Source organism: Psychrobacter sp. R86515, from assembly GCF_042466315.1.
Classification (GTDB): Bacteria; Pseudomonadota; Gammaproteobacteria; order Pseudomonadales; family Moraxellaceae; genus Psychrobacter.
In genome coordinates this window covers 400,183-419,335 of the sequence record NZ_JAXHCC010000001.1, presented here as the reverse complement: position 1 = coordinate 419,335, position 19,153 = coordinate 400,183, and the positions used below count along the sequence as shown (strand labels likewise).

Below are 19,153 nucleotides of genomic sequence, written 5' to 3'. Positions count from 1 at the left end.
TAGCTTTAATGCAAAATTAATAACTGAAAGTATGACAGTTAATAGATTGAATAAGGCGGCCGCTTTGCCTATTTAAATAGCGTTAACCATATATTGACACGGACAAGTCGCTACTGAATTATCTTGCAATAAGGAATTTCTGTTATGTCATTTGACCCTTTATCTAAAATTTCCGCCTCTACAATGCTAAAAAACGAAAGTAAGCACCTAGGGAAAAACGCTACTAGAAATGTACTATTGATTACTGCTATAGCCAGTCTAGGATTGACAGCCTGTAGCCCTTCACAAATGAGCAAAACGCTACCAGCTGAGACAAGCAGCACAGTCAATCAAGATGCAGCAGTGGTGTCAGAGTCTATCATGGCGTCACCCAGTGTTAAGCCCTCAGTCATCAGCCAACAGATGATGATACGTTCTGCGGCGCAGACAGGTATCGTACGCCCATTACCGAGCATCATAGTCACGCCAGAGGCAAAAGACAACTATCAAAAAAACGCAGCCAATCCTGTACATCGAACTACGGATATGGCGGTATCCACTTTGTCTATCGATACCGATACGGGCAGCTACGCCAATGTGCGCCGCTACCTAAACGAGGGTCAACTACCGCCTGTTAATGCCGTACGGGTAGAGGAATTGATTAATTATTTTAACTATCAATTTGATGATGGTAAACGCTTAGGTAGTGCCCCGTTTATTGTGTCAACTGAGGTAGTAGACTCACCTTGGGATAGAGCAGATCAAGATAATAAAATCGTAAAGGTTGGCATCAAAGCCGTTGATAGTAGCTGGTCGCAAAAAACAGATAAGCAATCTATGCCCCCTGCCAATCTCGTATTTTTGGTAGACGTGTCAGGATCTATGTCGTCACGCGATAAGCTGCCATTGGTACAGTCGTCGCTTAAGCTGTTGACAGAGCAAATGCGCGCTCAAGACAGCATCAGTATCGTGACCTATTCAGGTAGTACTAGTGTGGTATTGCCTGCGACCAGTGGTGACCAAAAAGCAAAAATATTGGCTGCAATCGAGGGATTAAATGCCTCAGGCTCAACCAATGGGGAAGATGCTCTTAAATTGGCCTACAGGCAAGCTGAGCAGGGTCTAAAGAAGAATGGTATCAATCGAATCATGATGTTAACGGATGGCGATTTTAACGTTGGTATTAGTGATGTCGATGAGATGCTTGATTTGGTCAAAGCCCATCGCGATCGCGGTATCTCTTTATCTACCGTTGGCTTTGGTCGTGGTAACCTTAATGATCACATGATGGAACAGATGGCGGACAACGGCAATGGAAATTACAGCTATATTGACAGCTTAACTGAAGCAAAAAAAGTCTTTGGTGATGAATTAGCCGCGACATTTAACACCGTCGCTAAAGACGTAAAAGTCCAAGTTGAGTTTAATCCTGATGTGGTGAGTGAGTGGCGCTTGATTGGTTATGAAAATCGCGTACTGGCTGAAGAAGACTTCAATAATGACAAAATTGATGCAGGGGAGCTCGGGGCAGGCAAGGCAGTTATCGCCTTGTTTGAAGTGACACCAAAAGGTCAAAAAGGGTTATATAGCGATCGCCGTTATGCTAATAGCAATGCCAGTATTAGTTCGAATAACAAACAGAATTCTAATGAGCTTGGCTATCTAAAAATTCGTTATAAAGCACCGACAGGAGGTAGATCCAAACTGATTAGCCAACCGATTAATAAAGCTAGCCACGCTTTAAATAAAGCCAGTATCGATACCCAGTTTGCGATGGCAGTAGCAGGATTTGGCCAACGCTTGACTCAAAGCGATTATATTAATGACTGGCAGTACAGTGATAGCACTAAGCTTGCCAAAAGTAGTATCGCAGATAGACCAAGTAGCGATACTGATGGTACTCGTCGCAACTTTGTGACGTTGACTGAGCTGGCGAGTGCGCTAAAAAATAGCCGATAGTGAACAGTTATCGTGTCGGGATGGTCATTAGGGAGCAAAAATCAAGGGTCATATTTTCTAATAGCTTGACTGATATTTTTAGTCTAATATATTGATATTTATAGGGATATTGAGCGTCAAGCCTATTTGAGAACTGGTGTAGCAATCTTTTGTATTGAGTACTATGTATAAAGTGTGTATGTTAATGAACAAAGGGCTATTTACCGCTATATTGTTCGCTCAGCACTATACAAATATGTCGCAGCCTTGCTTTTTATCATAACGATAGGCAAGAATCTGACGTTTTGTATATTTATCACACTGTGATTGGCGTGGGTTGACGGTAATGTATTATTACTAGGAGAGAAAAGATTATGGAAAATCAAGGAAACTTAACCCGTCGTGACGATAAAGTTTGGCTAAAAACGTATGAAGAACTTGGTCTGGAGTATGACATTGAGTTGCCAGCCGACAATACGTCACTTATCGATATTTTCGAAAAAAGCTTCGCTGAAAATGCTGATAAAACTGCCTATATCTGCATGGGTTCATCGTTAAGCTTCCAAGAAGTGGATCTATACAGCCGTCAAATGGCCGCTTATCTACAGTCATTAGGATTGGTCAAAGGCGATAAAGTTGCGGTCATGATGCCCAATATTTTGCAGTTACCCATCTCTGTCATCGCTGTACTACGTGCAGGCTTTACTTTAGTTAACGTCAACCCTCTGTACACTACCAGAGAGCTTGAGCATCAGCTGACTGATTCAGACGCCAAAGTGCTGATCATGGTCGAGAACTTTGCCAAAACCTATCAAGACATCGGTCGCAATGTGGTCGATAAAGTCGTGATTACGGGTATGGGCGATTTGATGGGTACGCTCAAAGGCTTTATGGTCAATACGGTCGTCCGCCATGTCAAAAAAATGGTACCAGACTATAGCATTTCTAATAGCGTTAGTTTCAAAAGTGCATTAAAGCAAGTCACCGCTAGTAAATATAAGCGCCCAACCAATATCACGCTTGATGATATCGCTGTCCTACAATATACCGGTGGTACGACAGGTGTGGCGAAAGGTGCGATGCTAACGCACAAAAACTTGGTGGCAAACTTAATTCAGTCTAATACCTTTTTAGGCACCGCTTTTGATGATTTCGATCAAAGAGGTGAGCAACCTGTGATTATGACGGCATTGCCGATGTATCATATTTTCTCATTCACCGTATGTGGTATGTTCGGTCTGTATCGCGGTTGTGTTGTATTATTAGTACCAAACCCACGCGATCTTGATAGCTTGTTAAAAGCATATAAAGCCAATCCACCAGCATTCTTCCCAGCGGTAAACACGTTGTTCAACGCACTTGCCAATAACGAAGAATTTATCGCGATGGATCATAGCAAGCTGCGTCAATCGATGGGCGGCGGCATGGCAGTATTGAGTCCAACGGCGGAAAAATGGCGTCAAGTAACTGGCAATATTATCATTCAAGGTTATGGCCTGTCTGAAACAGCACCAGTAGCGACCTCTAACCCTAGCAACAGTAAAACATTCACGGGTACCATTGGTGTACCGATGCCAGCAACAGATGTGGCAATTTTGGATGATGCAGGTAATGAAGTAGCACTTGGTGAGCGCGGTGAGATTAGTGTTCGTGGTCCACAGGTCATGAAAGGTTACTGGAACCGTGAAGATGCTACTGCCGAAGTCATGACAGCAGATGGATTCTTCCGTACTGGTGATATCGGTATCATGGCTGACAACGGATATGTGACCATCGTCGATCGCAAAAAAGATATGATTTTGGTTTCTGGTTTTAACGTTTATCCAAACGAAGTCGAAGAAGTCATGGCTGGCCATCCTAAGATTTTGGAATGTGGTGTCATCGGTATTGAAGATGAGAAAAGTGGTGAGATTCCTAAGATCTATGTTGTCCGTAACGATCCAAGTCTGACCACCGAAGAAGTTCTTGAGTACGGTAAAGAGAACTTAACAGGTTATAAACGTCCTCGTCGTGTTGAATTTATTGATGAGCTACCAAAATCGAACGTTGGTAAGATTTTGCGCAAAGATCTACGCGTACTTGAAGAAAAAAACCACGGTTAATTTGCTGATACACGTACCTAGAAAGTTGTTTGATAGCTGCGTGTATTAACTAAAGGCACATGTGAAAGTAACGCTCGATTAGATACTGTAGTAACTAAAGTAGTAACCAAAAATGATAAGGCTGCAACCATGCTGTCTTATCATTTTTTTGTCTTTATCGCTTTTGACATTTGCGGATGACAGCTACTATTAATAGAGAATATCTATTAAAACTGCTATAGTGCCCATCGACGTATTTTTGTTTTTATCCAAAAAACCGTACTAGTTTTACTTAAGACAACTAGTGAAATCATGGTAGTAAATATCGTTTTCGACTTGGTCGTGCTGAGTGGTAGTATTATTTATCATAGACCCAGTAACACACTTTAATTTGCAAAGCTTATGAATGAAAAACCCGATCATACTTATCTATTTCTTATTCATAAGCTTCTGCTGTCAGCGATAATCATAAAAAATGGTGTTTCCATTAGCATATTCAATGTTTTTAACAGTAACATTTAGGGAAAATTATGACGGATAATATTAATAAAAAAACGACAGATAATAGCGCTGCAATTGATGATAAAGCCAATACTACCAACGACGTTTACCAAAGCAATGCGTTTCCTACTATGCCTACCATCGACAGTGATAGTCCGTGGCTGAGTGCTTATGAGCGCTATAGCATTGATGCTACTATCGAGATGCCAGAAGACAGTACCTCTTTGCTTGATGTGTTCGAGCGTAATTTTAGCCGTTATGGCCAAAAACCTGCCTATATCTGCATGGGCTCATCGATTACTTTTAAGCAATTAGATCTATATAGCCGACAGATTGCTAGCTATTTGCAGTCAATAGGACTGGTCGCAGGCGATAAAGTTGGGGTAATGATGCCCAACGTCTTGCAGTATCCAGTAGTCGCTTTGGGTATCATTCGTGCAGGAATGGTGTTGGTCAATGTAAACCCTCTATACACCAGCCGTGAGCTATCACATCAGCTGCATGATAGTGGTGCTAAAGCGCTATTTATCGTTGAAAACTTTGCCAAGACGTATCAAGATGCCGAAGACAAAGGTCAGGTAGAGCATGTAGTCGTGTGTACTATTGGCGATATGCTAGGTACGATTAAAGGAGCCGTGGTCAACCTTGTGGCTCGTCATGTCAAAAAGATGATTCCTGCTTATAGCATACCGAATAGCGTGAGTTTTAAGCATGCCTTAAATGCTGAGTCAGCAAGCAAATACCAACGCCCTGAGTTAAACTTAAGCGATGTGGCCTTGCTGCAATATACTGGTGGTACGACGGGAGTAGCGAAAGGCGCGATGCTGTCTCACGGCAATCTAGTCGCCAACATGCTACAGGTCAGTGCGCTGATGAACAGTGCATTTGACGATGATATAGATGGTAGAGACGTGATTTTGACTGCACTACCGTTATATCATGTATTCTCATTTATGGTCTGCGGTATGTGTAGTATGTATCAAGGTTATGCCTCGCTACTCATTCCGAATCCGCGCGATCTTGATGGACTTATCAAAGAGATGGCCAAGTACAAGCCAGCGTTTATCCCTGCCGTAAATACCTTGTTTAATGGCTTAGTACACAAAGATAACTTTGCTGATTTGGACTTTTCTAACCTAAAAGCGTCTATCGGCGGTGGTATGTCAGTATTGCCTAGCGTAGCGAAAGAGTGGCACAAAATCACTGGTCTGCCTATCGTTGAAGGTTATGGCTTGTCTGAGACCTCACCTGTCGTAGCATTTAATCCGATGACTATTGCAGAATTTACTGGAAAAATCGGTATTCCTGCGCCTAGTACGGATATTGTGCTCATTGATGATGACGAAAATATAGTAGCGATGGGCGATCGTGGTGAAATCTGCGTAAAAGGTCCACAGGTCATGATTGGTTATCAGAATCGTCCGAAAGAAACTGCTGAATCCTTTACGGCTAGCGGTTATTTAAAAACGGGCGATATCGGCATTATGGACGAAAAAGGCTTTATCAAAATTGTCGATCGCAAAAAAGACATGATTTTGGTCTCTGGTTTCAACGTCTATCCAAACGAAATTGAAGAGGCGATGAGTGAGCATCCAGCAGTCGTAGAATGCGGTGCTATTGGTGTACCGAACGATGATCGCGGCGAAGAGCCAAAACTGTTTGTGGTCAAAAAAGGTGACGTGACTGAAAAAGAGCTACTAGAATATGGCAAAAAACAACTGACTGGCTATAAGCGCCCACGTCATATACAGTTCGTTGACGAATTACCAAAGTCGAACGTTGGCAAAATCCTACGTAAGGAATTGCGTAAGATGGAAGGGTTAGAATAGTTTATATCTGACATTCTGTTGATAACGGTGGCGTAATGGCAGGAGCGAATCTTGCTATTGCGCCGTTGTCACGTTAGGATATCTTAAGATTTTAGTCGACTACATATCTATCAATGTGTTTACTAAAGACTGATAGGTATTTTTATGACACTGCTTTTATAACATTGTACTAGGAATTTTTATGCGTATTGACAATCGTGAGCTTGACCAACTTCGCTCGATCAGCTTTGAGCGCCATTATACGAAGCATGCTGAAGGGTCAGTATTGGTAAGTTTTGGCGATACCAAAGTACTATGTACTGCCAGTGTAGAATCTGGTGTGCCGCGCTGGCTCAAAGGTAAAGGCAAAGGTTGGATCACAGCTGAGTATGGTATGTTGCCACGTGCGACCAACACGCGCAATCAGCGTGAAGCGGCTCGCGGTAAGCAGTCAGGTCGTACGCAAGAGATTCAGCGTTTGATCGGTCGTAGCTTACGTGCCATGATTGATCTGAGTAAGCTTGGTGAAAACACCATCTATCTTGATTGCGATGTGTTGCAAGCGGATGGTGGTACTCGTACGGCTAGTATCACTGGTGCTGCAATTGCGCTTATCGATGCGCTAGAGAGTATCCAAAAGGCCAAAAAAATTAAAGCAGATCCGCTAATTGGACTGGTTGCGGCGGTCTCTGTTGGTATGAAAGATGGCGAAGCATATCTTGATCTGAACTACGAAGAAGACTCTAGCTGTGATACCGACTTGAACGTTGTGATGACCCAAAAAGGCGAGTACATTGAGCTGCAAGGTACTGCTGAAGAAAAGCCGTTCACTCGTGCTCAAGCAGATGCTATGCTGTCATTAGCTGAAAAAGGCATTGCCGAATTGATTAAAATGCAACAGACGGCGCTTGGTTGGTAGACTAGCGTTTAGATACAACACACTATCTTTGTTTTTAGTGTCAATAACTGCCTGTTAGCTGCTAATAGGCAGTTTTTTAATAGAAAATATTCGTACATTACGTAATAGGTAACAACACATGCTCAAGCTGACTGATGATGGCGCCAAAATCACCTTACAAGGGCAATCAAATGCTGCTGATAATGGCATGTTTTGGTTTGGTTCTGCATTATTGGTAGGGGCCGTCGCAGTCGCCATGGCGATGAGCTTATTGCCTGAGCGTCTAGCCATTGGTGCACTTGCCCTGCTTATCATTGGTAGCTTTATTTTCAATAAAAAGCGCCAACAGCATAAAAAGGCTATGAGCGGTATGATTAGCAGTGGCACATTGTGGGTAAGGGCTGGCGAGTTGGTCCATGACAATCTAGGTAAGCGTGAACATATTCATTTAACTGACGGTGATAAGATAACGCTGATTGGCGAGCAATTACAGGTTATCGATAGCAGTGACGTCCGCAAATATCATATTACCGGTTTTGAGAGTGCTCAAGAAGCAAAAGCTGCAAAAGCTATCCTAGAAGGGCAAGCGCTAACGAAACGTCATGTAAATATTAAAATGAAGAGTAATTAGTATCTTTTCTCAATTTCATACTCTATGAAAGCATAGTTATTATCTTCGTGCTATCCAAACTTCCAACTCAAGTGTCATCTTAAATTTTACTCGACGCGCGTCTTCCTAATATCGTAATCTATCAGTATATTTATACCGTCTATCACCTATCGCAGGCGAATAGTGCTTGCAGATTTGTGGCTAAATGGTTTATAAGTAGGATTATAAAATTTGTCTTTCTTATTATTGATACTGTCATTGAGATTTAGTTGACAAGGAGTTAGTCATGTCGCGTTTGTCTATACCGTCAGTCGCCGCGTCGTGCGGTTTTTTACTATTTACCTGCGGTATGATAGGGCAAGCCCATGCAGATAGTATGAGTATGCTTATCGCCCAAAAATCTATTCAACCAACGATGAATACGTCCTATCGTTATCCTGAGGTACAGCGTTCAGCACCTACGGTCTTACCGGCGTTTTTATCAGGCAACTATGACAATGTCGATAGCGAGTATCTACCGCTATTAAGCAATGCCGAGACGCAGAGTAGTATGGCAGCACGTGAGGTGGTCAGTACCGCCCGCAAAATGGCACTTAACGAGCGCACAATTATTCAAGGTGGCTGCTGGGATTATTTAAATGCGGTATTTAATCGGGCAGGGGTATCGCGCAATACCATACACAAAGGCACTTATGCGCAAGGGCCCTATGCTAGTAGCAGCGAGATTGAAGCAGGCGACTGGCTCTATTATATCAATCATGGTTACAATGGCGTCGAGCATAGTGGACTGTTCGTCGGTTGGGTCGATGAGCGTGCCAAGCAGGCATTGATACTGAGCTATGCTGGCGAAAATCGCCGTGAACCAGCTCGTTATCGCGTTTATGACTTAAGCAATGTTTATCAAATTATGCGCCCTAGTATTTAGTGTTCGATATTTCCAGTTTGATAACACGGTCTATAATTGAATAAAAAAGCGTCCGCAACTCATTAAAGTTACGGACGCTTTTATTTTGCATGTTAAAGGGTTTTTCTAATATTAAAACGGTTTTACCACGACTAGAATCACGATAATCACTAAGGCAAAAACAGGCACTTCATTAAACCAGCGCCAGAATTTATGCGTTTTATAATGTGGATTATCAATTAGCTTCTTACGATAAAAGCCGCAAGCACCATGATAGCCTGACAGCAGCACTACTAATAGCAATTTAACATGTAGCCAGCCTTGGGTTTTATAGACATCCCATCCCAGCCCCAACATCCATAGACCAAAGATCCATGTCGCTATCATCGATGGGGTCATGATACCGCGATATAGCTTGCGCTCCATAATGGCAAAGCGCTCATGACTGATGCTATCGTCGCTCATCGCATGATATACGAACAGGCGCGGCAAATAAAATATCGCCGCAAACCAGCAGACCATCGAGATAATGTGTGCCGCTTTAATCCAGTTAAAATAATCTGCCATCATAGTTTCTCTTGCTTAGCTTATATTTTTTAGCGTGGGCTTAGTCTGCCAATACAACTTGTGTTTGATGACCACTCATAGCATCCATTACAGGCAGTACTTTAGGTGCTCTTGGAGCGGCAAACTGTTTGGTTAGACCAAGCTCACGCATGAGTCTGTCATCGCCTGATTGACTTGCATTACCGGTGGTAAGAAGCTTGTCACCATAAAAGAATGAGTTAGCACCTGCCATAAATGCCAACGCTTGCTCAGAATCAGATAGACTTTCGCGGCCAGCAGATAGACGCACATAGCTAGTCGGGCAGCAAATACGGGCGACCGCAATAGTACGAATCCACTCAAGTACAGATAGCTGACCCTCAGCCAATACTTTGTCACCAATTGGTGTCCCTGCAATAGGCACCAGTAAGTTGACTGGAATTGATTCAGGCGCTTTTGGCATTTTTAGCAGCTCAAGTACCCAATCGATGCGGTCATCACGGCTTTCGCCCATACCAACGATATTACCACTACAGACATTAATGCCAGAGTTACGCACGTTTTCTATCGTGTCTAAACGCTCATCATAGCTACGCGTGCTGACGACTTGTTCATAGTAGCTGCGCGAAGTATCTAGGTTATGGTTGTAGTAATCCAACCCTGCATCGGCCAACTGTGTTGCTTGATTGGTATCGAGCATACCTAGCGTCATACAAGTTTCAAGTCCCAATGCTTTGACTTCTTTGATCAGCTCAACCACATAAGGCATGTCTTTGGCACTTGGATGTTTCCACGCGGCACCCATGCAGAAGCGCGATGAGCCACTGTTTTTGGCACGCTTGGCCGCAGCGATGACTTTGTCAACTTCTATGCGCTTTTCTGCTTGTAGTTTGGTGGTGTCGCGATGGTGACCTGACTGTGAGCAATAGCCGCAATCTTCAGGGCAGTTGCCCGTTTTGATAGAGAGTAGCGTGCTGATTTGCACTTCATTAGCAGTGAAGTGCTTTCTATGGATGGTCTGTGCTTGTAATAACAAGTCCATTAGAGGTAAATCAAACAGTTGCTCGATTTCTTCACGGCTATACATGGTAGCTACTTTACTATCAGTTTGAGTCGCGTCTGTGGCTAGATTGGCCAAAAAATCACTATTGGTCGTATCTGGCTGAGTAGCTACATCAGTTGGCTGGTTGGCGTCAGGTTCGGAGATGCTAAGCAATCCTGCCATAAGGTAAGTCCTTTTATAAGAATGAGAGGGTATTAAATAAAACCAATGTTTTTATCTATTGTCATTTATAAGGTAACAAAAAAGGTTGCCGTATAGTATACCGCAACCTTTTTAGAAAATCAGAACACTGCTAGACAGTATGTATAATTGTCACAGTAGCGCACATAAATAGTAACTATACGTTTGGCTATTTAGTTCTATATCATCCATTCTACCAATGACTACCGCTCAGTGCACCATTCTATTTATTTACCAAGTTTGTGCTTAGCAATACCAACCCAATGCTCAGCAAATTTCTGTGCTTTATAAGCGTAAGGCTTGGCTTTTTGGATATATGGTTTGCACTCTTCTGGGATAGCTGGAACGATATGCTTAGCAAGTTTGTTGAACCACATCATTAGGCTATAGTCGCCTTCGATGCTCAAGTTACCTTCTTGTACTGCAGTCATAAAGGCAGGCAAGCTACCTTTGGTTAGGAGTCTAACGCCAGTCATAGAGTCTTTGAAAGTGATGGTCAAATCGGCTTCTTTTGCATGACCGCTTTGTTGACTGAACTGTCCATTGTCAAAGCTAAAAGAACGGGCGATATCTGACTCAGTACTAGCAAACTCAATCGTAACTTGACGATCAGCGAATAACGCTTTGACGTCTTCGTTATCGCTATCAGCTAACATAGACAAACGATAGCCAACGACAGCCAATAAAGCATCTAATGGATCAGATTTGATATCTAATACAGGAACAGTAAACATAGCAGAACTCCTAAAGAAATGAGGCATAAAAATAAAGCGTACTTTATACCAGTTTTTATGACAAATATATAACTGGATTATAAACTATCACAGGGTGTCAACTCTTTAGGAGTTAAGTAGAGAGCGTTAAGTATCTTGTAACATTCGATATCACTGACGTAAGCAAGGTATTGATATAGACAAACAGAGGTATAAATAGGACAGTTTTAACGGAAACGTGGCTGATAGTTATCATCGTAGACAGGAGTGTGTTCGATATAGCGTGCGGCTTCTAGCTCACGTTGCTGACTAACTGTTTGGCTCACATCATCATAGCGTAATGCCCGATACAGTACCCAAGCTGCTAACGGTAACCAACTGATGCTCATAGCGATGATATAGCGATGCCATGATGATAGCTCCATCAACATAGGGCGACCTGCTAATATATTTTGAATCAACTCAACGGTGAACCAATAAGCCATACCGCCAAATAGATATAGCAGTAGCCAACGATATGACGATAAGGCGAGCACCACTACTAAACTGGCTAGCAGCCCATAACCAAGCCATGCCGCGCCGTTCCATGCCTCTATACCGATAAAAGAAAATATAGTCATTAACATCATTCATCTCGCTATTCATAAGGTGAATTCCAATGAGACTATTATGAGAGGTTATTGAGTAAAGCTGAAGAGGGTACAGGCGACTTTGCGACAACCGTTGACGTTTGGTTTTTTGGCTTGTTTTGTGATATTTGATGGCTAGATGTTAGGCTAAGCGCCTTAAAGGTAGGCGCTTATTTTGAGGAATATGGAAATGGTTTTGCTGGACTAGGAAAGCGTTTATTAGCTAGCAAACCACACTAAACTAGAAAACAGGATTGACAGTTTGCTAAATACTTAGACTCGATTGGTACGATTACCCCACCACGATAATAACGAAACTAGGATAGCACCGAGTAGCATAAGTCCTACTGTCGTTGACCACTGTGCGCCAGTAGGGTATTGCCATGGCATGACATTATGGACAGCTTCAGTATTTAGCGAGCCTAGCGCATCTACTTTCCATGGCCATACTTTTATTAGAGAGCCTGCAATAAAGCCTGTCAGCAATGCCAAAGTAGCTTGGTAATAATGCGAAAGTAGCCACTTAAGTGCGCGCGTGAATAGCAATAGCCCAGTCGCCATACCCGCAATGACTGTGAAAATGGCACTTAGATTCATGGTATTGACTGCTTCTAATACCGCATCGTAAGCGCCTAGCAATAGCAAAATAAACGACCCTGATATGCCCGGTAGGATCATGGCACAAATAGCGATTGCCCCTGCAAAAAACAAATACGGTAAGCTAGGCGTGGTCGTGAGTAACGGCATACTACTAAGGACCACAGCGGCAATAAGCCCAGTCGCGAACAGTGCGACACGCCCTATATTCCAGCGTTTAATTTCACTGAGTAAGATAAATACCGTTGCGACGACCAGTCCAAAAAAGAACGACCAAATAAGCAATGGTTGGTTGTCCAATAAATGCTTAATGATACCGGCTAAGGTCGCAAAGCTAGTGGCAATGCCTAGTAGCAAACACAATAGAAACGTCGCATCTACTTGTCGCCAAATAGCCGCGAATCCTTTTATGCCACCTTCCTGACAGAATATCGTCCAAAGATTGGGGCCGATACTGCCAAGTGCGTTAATCAAGCGCTCGTAAATCCCTGCAATCAACGCAATGGTGCCGCCAGAGACGCCAGGCACAATATCAGCTGCGCCCATGGCCATACCTCTGACATAGATACCTACCAGCTGTTTTGGGCTATCGGTACGTACAGGTACCGTATCTTTTTCTAGTGGCGTTGGCGCTGACGGCTGAGTTGGCCGTGGAGGTTGTGGTGCCGTCATGGGCATTCCTTTATCATTTAAAAATAAGTGTCATCTGAAAGTAAGCATTAGCTAAAAATAAGTAGCATCTAAAAATGAGTAATAGTTAAAAATGAGTAATAACTAAAACAGGCGTTAGCTAAACATCAGTATGAATAGAATATTGTATTAATTATCATCACGTACTAGGGCGTGTCTTCTATTCACTTAATAGGCATCTAACTGAACTAAAAATGGCCAATTTTTACCAAACATCGTCAAATAGCTAGTTAATATATCGATACTATCTACGCTGCTTTTCTTGTTTAAACCATGCCCTAAAGCATAAAAGCTAGATTAATGACAAAACATTAACCTAGCTTATGAAATGGCATAAAGCGTTCTACAATTACTCAGTAGGCGCTAGTGCTGGATAGCCAAGAGCGTACAGAGTACCTTCAAGTCCTGTCACGTTGATAGCGGCATCAGCACGTGCTTGAACGATTGGTTTGGCATGATAGGCCACACCCAGATCGGCCAATGCCATCATCGGTAAGTCATTTGCACCGTCACCAACACAGACCACTTGTGACATCTCAATGCCTAAGCGCTCAGCGGTATGCTCAACGATAGCAGCTTTTTTGGCACCGTTGACAATAGGCCACTGTACATGACCAGTCACTTCACCTTCTTCGATATCTAGAGCGTTGGCATGTACTTCATCGATACCCAGCTGCTCAGCGATATAACGGGCAAAATAAGTAAAGCCGCCCGAGACCAGCACCGTATGATAGCCCAGTGCTTTTAGCGCACTAATCGTCGTGCGCGCACCAGTCGATAACGTTAAGCGGCTACAGATATCATCTAGCACGTCAGTAGAGGTGCCTTTTAGCAAAGCCACACGCTGAGCAAACGATTCATCAAAATCAATTTCACCGCGCATTGCTGATTCAGTGATGGCTTCAACTTCTTCGCCAATCCCAGCCGTTTTTGCTAGCTCTACGATGACTTCTTGCTCGATCAAGGTTGAATCCATGTCAAAGCAGGCAAGCTTATGTGTCCGTAGCATATGACCGACAGACAAGATATGACAGTCTACGACGTTTATGTTGCCTGTGCTATCTGCACTGCGTGTATTGTTATATTCTTCAGTTAGGTCACGACGCAAGCGAGCGGTCAGCTGATCATCAATGATGTGAGCGGCTGCTGTTTTTTTGCCAGGATGCATTAGTGTGTCAGTGACTGGCGCTAACAGATAACGGTAGACCTGAGTATGGGTAAAGGGTAGGCGCTGTGCGTCCGCTGCTGTGGGCTCTGTATCAGATACCGTGATATTGACGAAGCTAGCGTCAGTATCTTCGGCAACGGTCACTAGATGCCAACTTGGCTGTTCGTCGACCCACGACTGAACGTACTGATGAATATCTAACGCGGATACCTGAGTCGGCAGTACTACGATGAGCGCAAAAACAGGTAGCGACTGTAGCGCATCAAAGTCTTGCAAATTGGTATCTTCGGGTAATAATGCCGCAATAGAATCAACGGCTTGTTGCCATGCTTTGCTGTCTTTTGGTAACGAATAAGATGTATTTTTTGGCATGGCTCAATTGTCCCTTGTATGCTCATATAAGATTAGGAATAATAACAGTTTTACTGGGCAGCGCCTATAGATGACGCGCAAAGTAACAATGATGCTAAAAAACAGATTTTATGGCGTAAGAAGCCATAGAAAATGCAATAAAGTTATTATGATAAATTTATAAAGCGCTCACGCTATAAGGCTTATTATGGTGATATAGTAGATGAGATAAGCTGGCTGTTTATCAACGGTGCTTTCTTATTAACGATGCCTTTGCAAAAGATTGCAAGGCAAAAGATAGCGAAGCTGGCAACAATATTGATGGTGTCGATAGTCGTTAATAATCAGTACTGCTTTATAACTACGTGCGCATCACAGTTGGCGCACATCACAATTGTTTAAAAATTAGCCAAAAAATGAGCAGTAGCCTCGTTTTTTAATTTCTTCTCTCCAAAAAAGTTTAACATATCATGACGTATTTAGCGCCGCGGCAAGGGTTGTTTGCCATTATTCTTCTGGTTAGTTTTTGTTTGCAGACGCTGTTATTGGTCATTAGTACTGACCAACAGCTGAGCAATAGTCGTGCGTTAAAAGGCGAGCAGATGGTCGCCCAGCTGATTGATGAAGCAAGGTTGTCTTTAGAAAATAAAGACCGTGTGAGTTTAAGCGTTATTGCCAATCGTTATACCAGCGAGCAAGACGTCACACGGATACTGATTAAAGACAACAACGATGATATCTTGGTGCCAGTAGGCAATGCGCCGATGCAGCAAGGTGACACCATTCGCCAAATCGCCACCAATGGCGATGCAGTCATCGGTAGCGTTGCACTGACCCTAAAAGACGTCAGCAAAGGCGAGATTATCGCCATGCAATGGCCGTTTGTTATCGGTACTATGCTGTTACATTTACTGCTTTGGTTGATTTATGGTTACCTCGCTCGTCCGACCAAAGAGCAAATAAATGCATTAAGTCGAGATATCCAAGAATTGTATCGCGACCAATACAGACTAGTCGATCAACGCGGCTATGACCGTGAACTTGAGCGCCAGTCAACGGGTCAATCAGCGTCTCATTTAGCAGACAGTCAAGTAGCGACTGACAATACGGTTAATGCCACAGATGACGAAGTGACTAATGCGCGCAAGTTTAATGTGCATAACGAAGTGAACGAGTATCTTAGAACCCAGCAAAACCAAGAGGCAGGTAGTGATACTGACAATCTAGAGAGTGCGAGTGAAGGTAGCGAAAGCGAAATAGCAGATACAGACGGTGTTGCTTCGCAAGTTGCCAGCCATACGTCTAAGCTATCTGCCACACGGTCTGTTGATAGCGTCAAAGTCCAAGTGGTATTCCATGATGAGTTCAATATGCTTGAACGCCTTGCACCTGCGCAGCGTCTGCCTTATCTAGCACTCTGCACCCAGCTGCTTAATCAAGCCGTGACTGAGTTGTTAAGACAACCATTGCTATTGGGCGTGAGTGCGATGAATGAAGCGCACTTTGAAGATAATGGCGCAAGTGTGGTACTAAAGGCTGATAATAGCCATGCAAAAGTGGCACTCGCAGGCGTGATGCTTGCCAAACTATATTTAATGCTCAACAAAATTATCCACGACAAGCATATTGAGCTGTCGCGCTTTGCTTTGCCAGCGAAAGCAGGCGTGAGTGATGACGCGCAGTCAGAGCCAATGACTCACTTGCTCCAGAGTATCGGCAAAAAAGAACAGCTATTAATACTATTGCCAAACGCCGGTCTCAAGCAAATCAGCAATCATGTACAAGTACATAACATCATGCGCCCAACCACTGTCTATGAGCGCGAGTGTGCGATATTTGATGGTGCTAATGACTCATTGATTCAGCGTTTGGCCGATGTGCGCAACGCAGTTCTAATGATTGAAGATGAGGACGAGCTACACATTTAATGCCGACTGTATTTGGTCATTTATATTACAATTGTCTATTATATAGCCTACTGGACTATCTTAATCGTAGAGTTGAAATGTACCATATTGCGAAAAAGGATTGACAACATTCAATAGAGACTTTATAAGGCATATATATATTGATGTATTCTTAATACCCTTGCCTAAAAATGATAGGAGTTTGTCATGAGTGACGCTGATATTGACGACGATTTTGATGATGATTTTGTCGACGATGATGATGCAAAGATGGTTGAAGAAGCTGAGACGAGCGTACGCACACGTTTAAGTAGTCTTGAAAAACGTCGGCTAATCGATAATTTGCTAGAAGAAAAGCGTTTGGCTAAAGAGTTAAAAGACGATCTAGACGACATAGACAACTTCGATGAAGACGGCGATGATTGGGATGATGACGATTTTTAATTTGTCGGCATCAGTCGTTTCAGTGGACTAAAGTGCTCTAATGGCTACTTTAATGACGGTAACTACTTTAATGACAGCGACTATTTTAATGACTAAAATCATTTAACCAGTCAAGTTGGTTGCCTGCTGTTTGCTACTTTTCTAATTTTCTAAGGTTGCTCGCAACCAGTTCATCTCGATAATACTTACCTGATAAAGGTTGCTTGAGTTTGGTTAATTAAGCAGCCTTTAGTCTTAAAATAAGTACTCGTCCTCTTTTATTTAACCGATCGCCCACTGCGATTGATGACATCTATCTGCTAAGGAAAACCAAATTATGAGTAACCAACTAAGTTTTGATGAATTACTAGACTATTTGGACAATCAAGAAAGCCAGTTCGTGCTAGATAGTGTCGCAGCGCATGGTTTTTTGACGGCGACGGTTATCGGTCGTCCATTGCCTAACTGGATGGATGCCCTGTTCGAAGGTCACGTAAGTGAGATTCCAGACAACGTCATCGATGGCATCAAACGCTGGCGCGATTCGATCATGGCTGAGCTAAAAAACGAGACGCCGATCGAATTACCGTTTGGTGAAGATGCTGGTAACGAAGAAGTGGCGGTTGATTTCTCTGACGAGTCAGACATCGTTGCTTGGTCAATCGGTTTTGTCGATGCCATGTATGGTGACGAAGCAAGCGATTGGTTCGAAGATCAAGAAACGGCAGAAGACGTAGCAGTATTGACCTTGCCAATGATCGTACTAAGCGGTATCGATGATGAAGATCCAGAGCTGTCTGAGATGCGTAAAGACGAAGATAAGATGGTACAGATGGCCAATAGCATCGAAGGCAATTTGACTGAATTGTTCTTATTGTTCCATACCAACGATTAGTAATGCTAAGAAACAGCACTATTAGCAGTGCTGTTTCTATTTTGCTTATGCTGTATTACAGTGCTTTGATTTACCCTGTATTTTATTAGTCACCGATAAGGTCATCCTATGACTGTGCAACTCTCTAATCTTGAACACTTACCTAACTATCAAATTACTGAACGCCTAGACGTGGTTTACGGTAGTACCGTGCGCTCAAAGCACGTGGGTAAGGATCTATTTGCTGGGTTAAAAAACATCGTTGGCGGTGAGCTGACGGCTTATACCGAGCTATTAGAAGAGTCACGCCAAGAAGCAATCGATCGCATGATTGTCAAAGCAGAGGCGCTCGGTGCTGATGCGGTGGTCGGTCTACGTTTTTCGACTTCTAGTATCGCCCAAGGTGCCTCAGAGCTGTTTGTCTATGGTACGGCGGTCAAGGTCGCGCCGATATCACAGCAGCAGTATCAAACCCCGCCAAGCGATGGTTACAACCATTCTAGTCAAAATGTGAGTACTCAGACCCAAGTCGCACCCGATGATTTACCGCGTTTCAATCCTTTTGGTTAATCCTATAATACTAAAAGCTACAATGCTAAAAACTATAATACCAAATCCTATAATGTTAAAAGCACCGATGCTTTTTATGATGAGAAACGTGCCATGAATGATTCACTCACGCAAGTGCTCATCAATTATGGGCCGTTTGTCTTCTTATTCGCGGCTGGCTGGTTCTTTGGGTCGCGCCATGAGCGTCAGCATTTGGCACAGCTAACAGTAGCAGAGCAAGCATTGGGCGATATCACTGTCTCAAGCGAACGTTTATACCGTCCCAAGTTAGCAGCGGGTAGTGAAGGCGAGTTGGTGCTTGGTAGTGTCGTCATCGCTCAAGATTATTTCAAAATGATTATCGCTCGCGTATTAAGTGTCTTTGGCAAAAACTTAACCACCTATGAGACTTTGCTAGATCGTGCCCGTCGCGAGGCCATCGTTCGTATGCGGACTGAAGCAAAAGCCAAAGGCTACACGCATATCTATGGATTACGTCTTGAGGTAACCAATGTCAACCAATTAGGCAGTATGGTCGAAGCCATCGCCTACGGTACAGCGGTTATCAGTATCGACCATATTCACTCTACATCTGCTATAAATCACAAAACCTCCGCTTAAATCATTTCTAGTTTATTTTCAAGTGTAAAAACCTATAATTGACTGACGAGTAGTCAGAAAAATCAAAACCATACACTTTTACAACGATATACTGAATTTTGTCGTTCCGTTATTATTTCGGTT

General features: G+C 43.1%; 17 protein-coding genes. 11 read left to right on the top strand and 6 right to left on the bottom strand.

The features are described 5' to 3' along the window. Window positions 1–144 precede the first annotated feature (144 nt). From SJY28_RS01765 to SJY28_RS01740, 6 genes are all read left to right on the top strand, one after another. Window positions 145–1,938, top strand: coding sequence for a von Willebrand factor type A domain-containing protein (locus SJY28_RS01765; protein ID WP_379543228.1), 1,794 nt, complete (start codon window positions 145–147; stop codon window positions 1,936–1,938). A 353-nt stretch (window positions 1,939–2,291) separates the two neighbouring features. Beyond that, the gene (locus SJY28_RS01760; RefSeq protein ID WP_191114245.1) at window positions 2,292–4,019 is read left to right on the top strand and encodes an AMP-binding protein; all 1,728 of its coding nucleotides are present in this window, start codon (window positions 2,292–2,294) and stop codon (window positions 4,017–4,019) included. Between the two features lie 509 nt (window positions 4,020–4,528). Further along, window positions 4,529–6,328 carry an AMP-binding protein gene (locus tag SJY28_RS01755; RefSeq protein ID WP_379543227.1) on the top strand — a complete coding sequence of 600 codons (1,800 nt, stop codon included), beginning with the start codon at window positions 4,529–4,531 and terminating at the stop codon, window positions 6,326–6,328. Window positions 6,329–6,509: 181 nt separating this feature from the next. Further along, a complete protein-coding gene (gene rph, locus SJY28_RS01750; protein ID WP_379543226.1) occupies window positions 6,510–7,226 on the top strand; it encodes a ribonuclease PH in 717 nt (238 codons plus the stop codon). 118 nt (window positions 7,227–7,344) lie between these two features. Then, window positions 7,345–7,836, top strand: coding sequence for a hypothetical protein (locus SJY28_RS01745; RefSeq protein WP_379543225.1), 492 nt, complete (start codon window positions 7,345–7,347; stop codon window positions 7,834–7,836). A 265-nt stretch (window positions 7,837–8,101) separates the two neighbouring features. Continuing rightward, complete coding sequence (locus SJY28_RS01740) at window positions 8,102–8,740, top strand: hypothetical protein (RefSeq protein ID WP_379543223.1); 639 nt, start codon at window positions 8,102–8,104, stop codon at window positions 8,738–8,740. A 111-nt stretch (window positions 8,741–8,851) separates the two neighbouring features. Here the strand turns inward: SJY28_RS01740 and hemJ are convergent, their stop codons facing one another. From hemJ to serB, 6 genes are all read right to left on the bottom strand, one after another. Then, a complete protein-coding gene (hemJ, locus tag SJY28_RS01735; RefSeq protein WP_057762639.1) occupies window positions 8,852–9,286 on the bottom strand; it encodes a protoporphyrinogen oxidase HemJ in 435 nt (144 codons plus the stop codon). Between the two features lie 40 nt (window positions 9,287–9,326). Continuing rightward, window positions 9,327–10,352 carry a biotin synthase BioB gene (bioB, locus tag SJY28_RS01730; protein ID WP_379544891.1) on the bottom strand — a complete coding sequence of 342 codons (1,026 nt, stop codon included), beginning with the start codon at window positions 10,350–10,352 and terminating at the stop codon, window positions 9,327–9,329. Window positions 10,353–10,735: 383 nt separating this feature from the next. Continuing rightward, on the bottom strand, window positions 10,736–11,242 hold the full coding sequence (locus SJY28_RS01725) for an SCP2 sterol-binding domain-containing protein (RefSeq protein WP_102090478.1): 507 nt from the start codon (window positions 11,240–11,242) through the stop codon (window positions 10,736–10,738). A 206-nt stretch (window positions 11,243–11,448) separates the two neighbouring features. Next, entirely contained in the window at window positions 11,449–11,841 is a 393-nt protein-coding gene (gene aciT / locus SJY28_RS01720) for an AciT family ciprofloxacin tolerance protein (protein ID WP_379543221.1), read from the bottom strand. Window positions 11,842–12,123: 282 nt separating this feature from the next. After that, the gene (locus SJY28_RS01715) at window positions 12,124–13,119 is read right to left on the bottom strand and encodes a DUF368 domain-containing protein (protein WP_379543220.1); all 996 of its coding nucleotides are present in this window, start codon (window positions 13,117–13,119) and stop codon (window positions 12,124–12,126) included. 367 nt (window positions 13,120–13,486) lie between these two features. Continuing rightward, the gene (gene serB, locus SJY28_RS01710; RefSeq protein ID WP_379543219.1) at window positions 13,487–14,677 is read right to left on the bottom strand and encodes a phosphoserine phosphatase SerB; all 1,191 of its coding nucleotides are present in this window, start codon (window positions 14,675–14,677) and stop codon (window positions 13,487–13,489) included. A gap of 449 nt (window positions 14,678–15,126) precedes the next feature. On the opposite strand from serB, the gene SJY28_RS01705 reads away from it, so the two are divergent. From SJY28_RS01705 to SJY28_RS01685, 5 genes are all read left to right on the top strand, one after another. Then, window positions 15,127–16,584, top strand: a complete 1,458-nt coding sequence (locus SJY28_RS01705) for a hypothetical protein (protein ID WP_379543218.1) — start codon at window positions 15,127–15,129, stop codon at window positions 16,582–16,584. A gap of 186 nt (window positions 16,585–16,770) precedes the next feature. Then, a complete protein-coding gene (locus SJY28_RS01700) occupies window positions 16,771–17,007 on the top strand; it encodes a PA3496 family putative envelope integrity protein (protein ID WP_057761656.1) in 237 nt (78 codons plus the stop codon). Window positions 17,008–17,323: 316 nt separating this feature from the next. Further along, entirely contained in the window at window positions 17,324–17,881 is a 558-nt protein-coding gene (locus SJY28_RS01695) for a UPF0149 family protein (RefSeq protein ID WP_101206057.1), read from the top strand. Window positions 17,882–17,989: 108 nt separating this feature from the next. Further along, window positions 17,990–18,430 carry a YbjQ family protein gene (locus SJY28_RS01690; protein ID WP_379543217.1) on the top strand — a complete coding sequence of 147 codons (441 nt, stop codon included), beginning with the start codon at window positions 17,990–17,992 and terminating at the stop codon, window positions 18,428–18,430. A 93-nt stretch (window positions 18,431–18,523) separates the two neighbouring features. Then, window positions 18,524–19,030 carry a YbjQ family protein gene (locus tag SJY28_RS01685; protein ID WP_296208188.1) on the top strand — a complete coding sequence of 169 codons (507 nt, stop codon included), beginning with the start codon at window positions 18,524–18,526 and terminating at the stop codon, window positions 19,028–19,030. Window positions 19,031–19,153 lie beyond the last annotated feature (123 nt).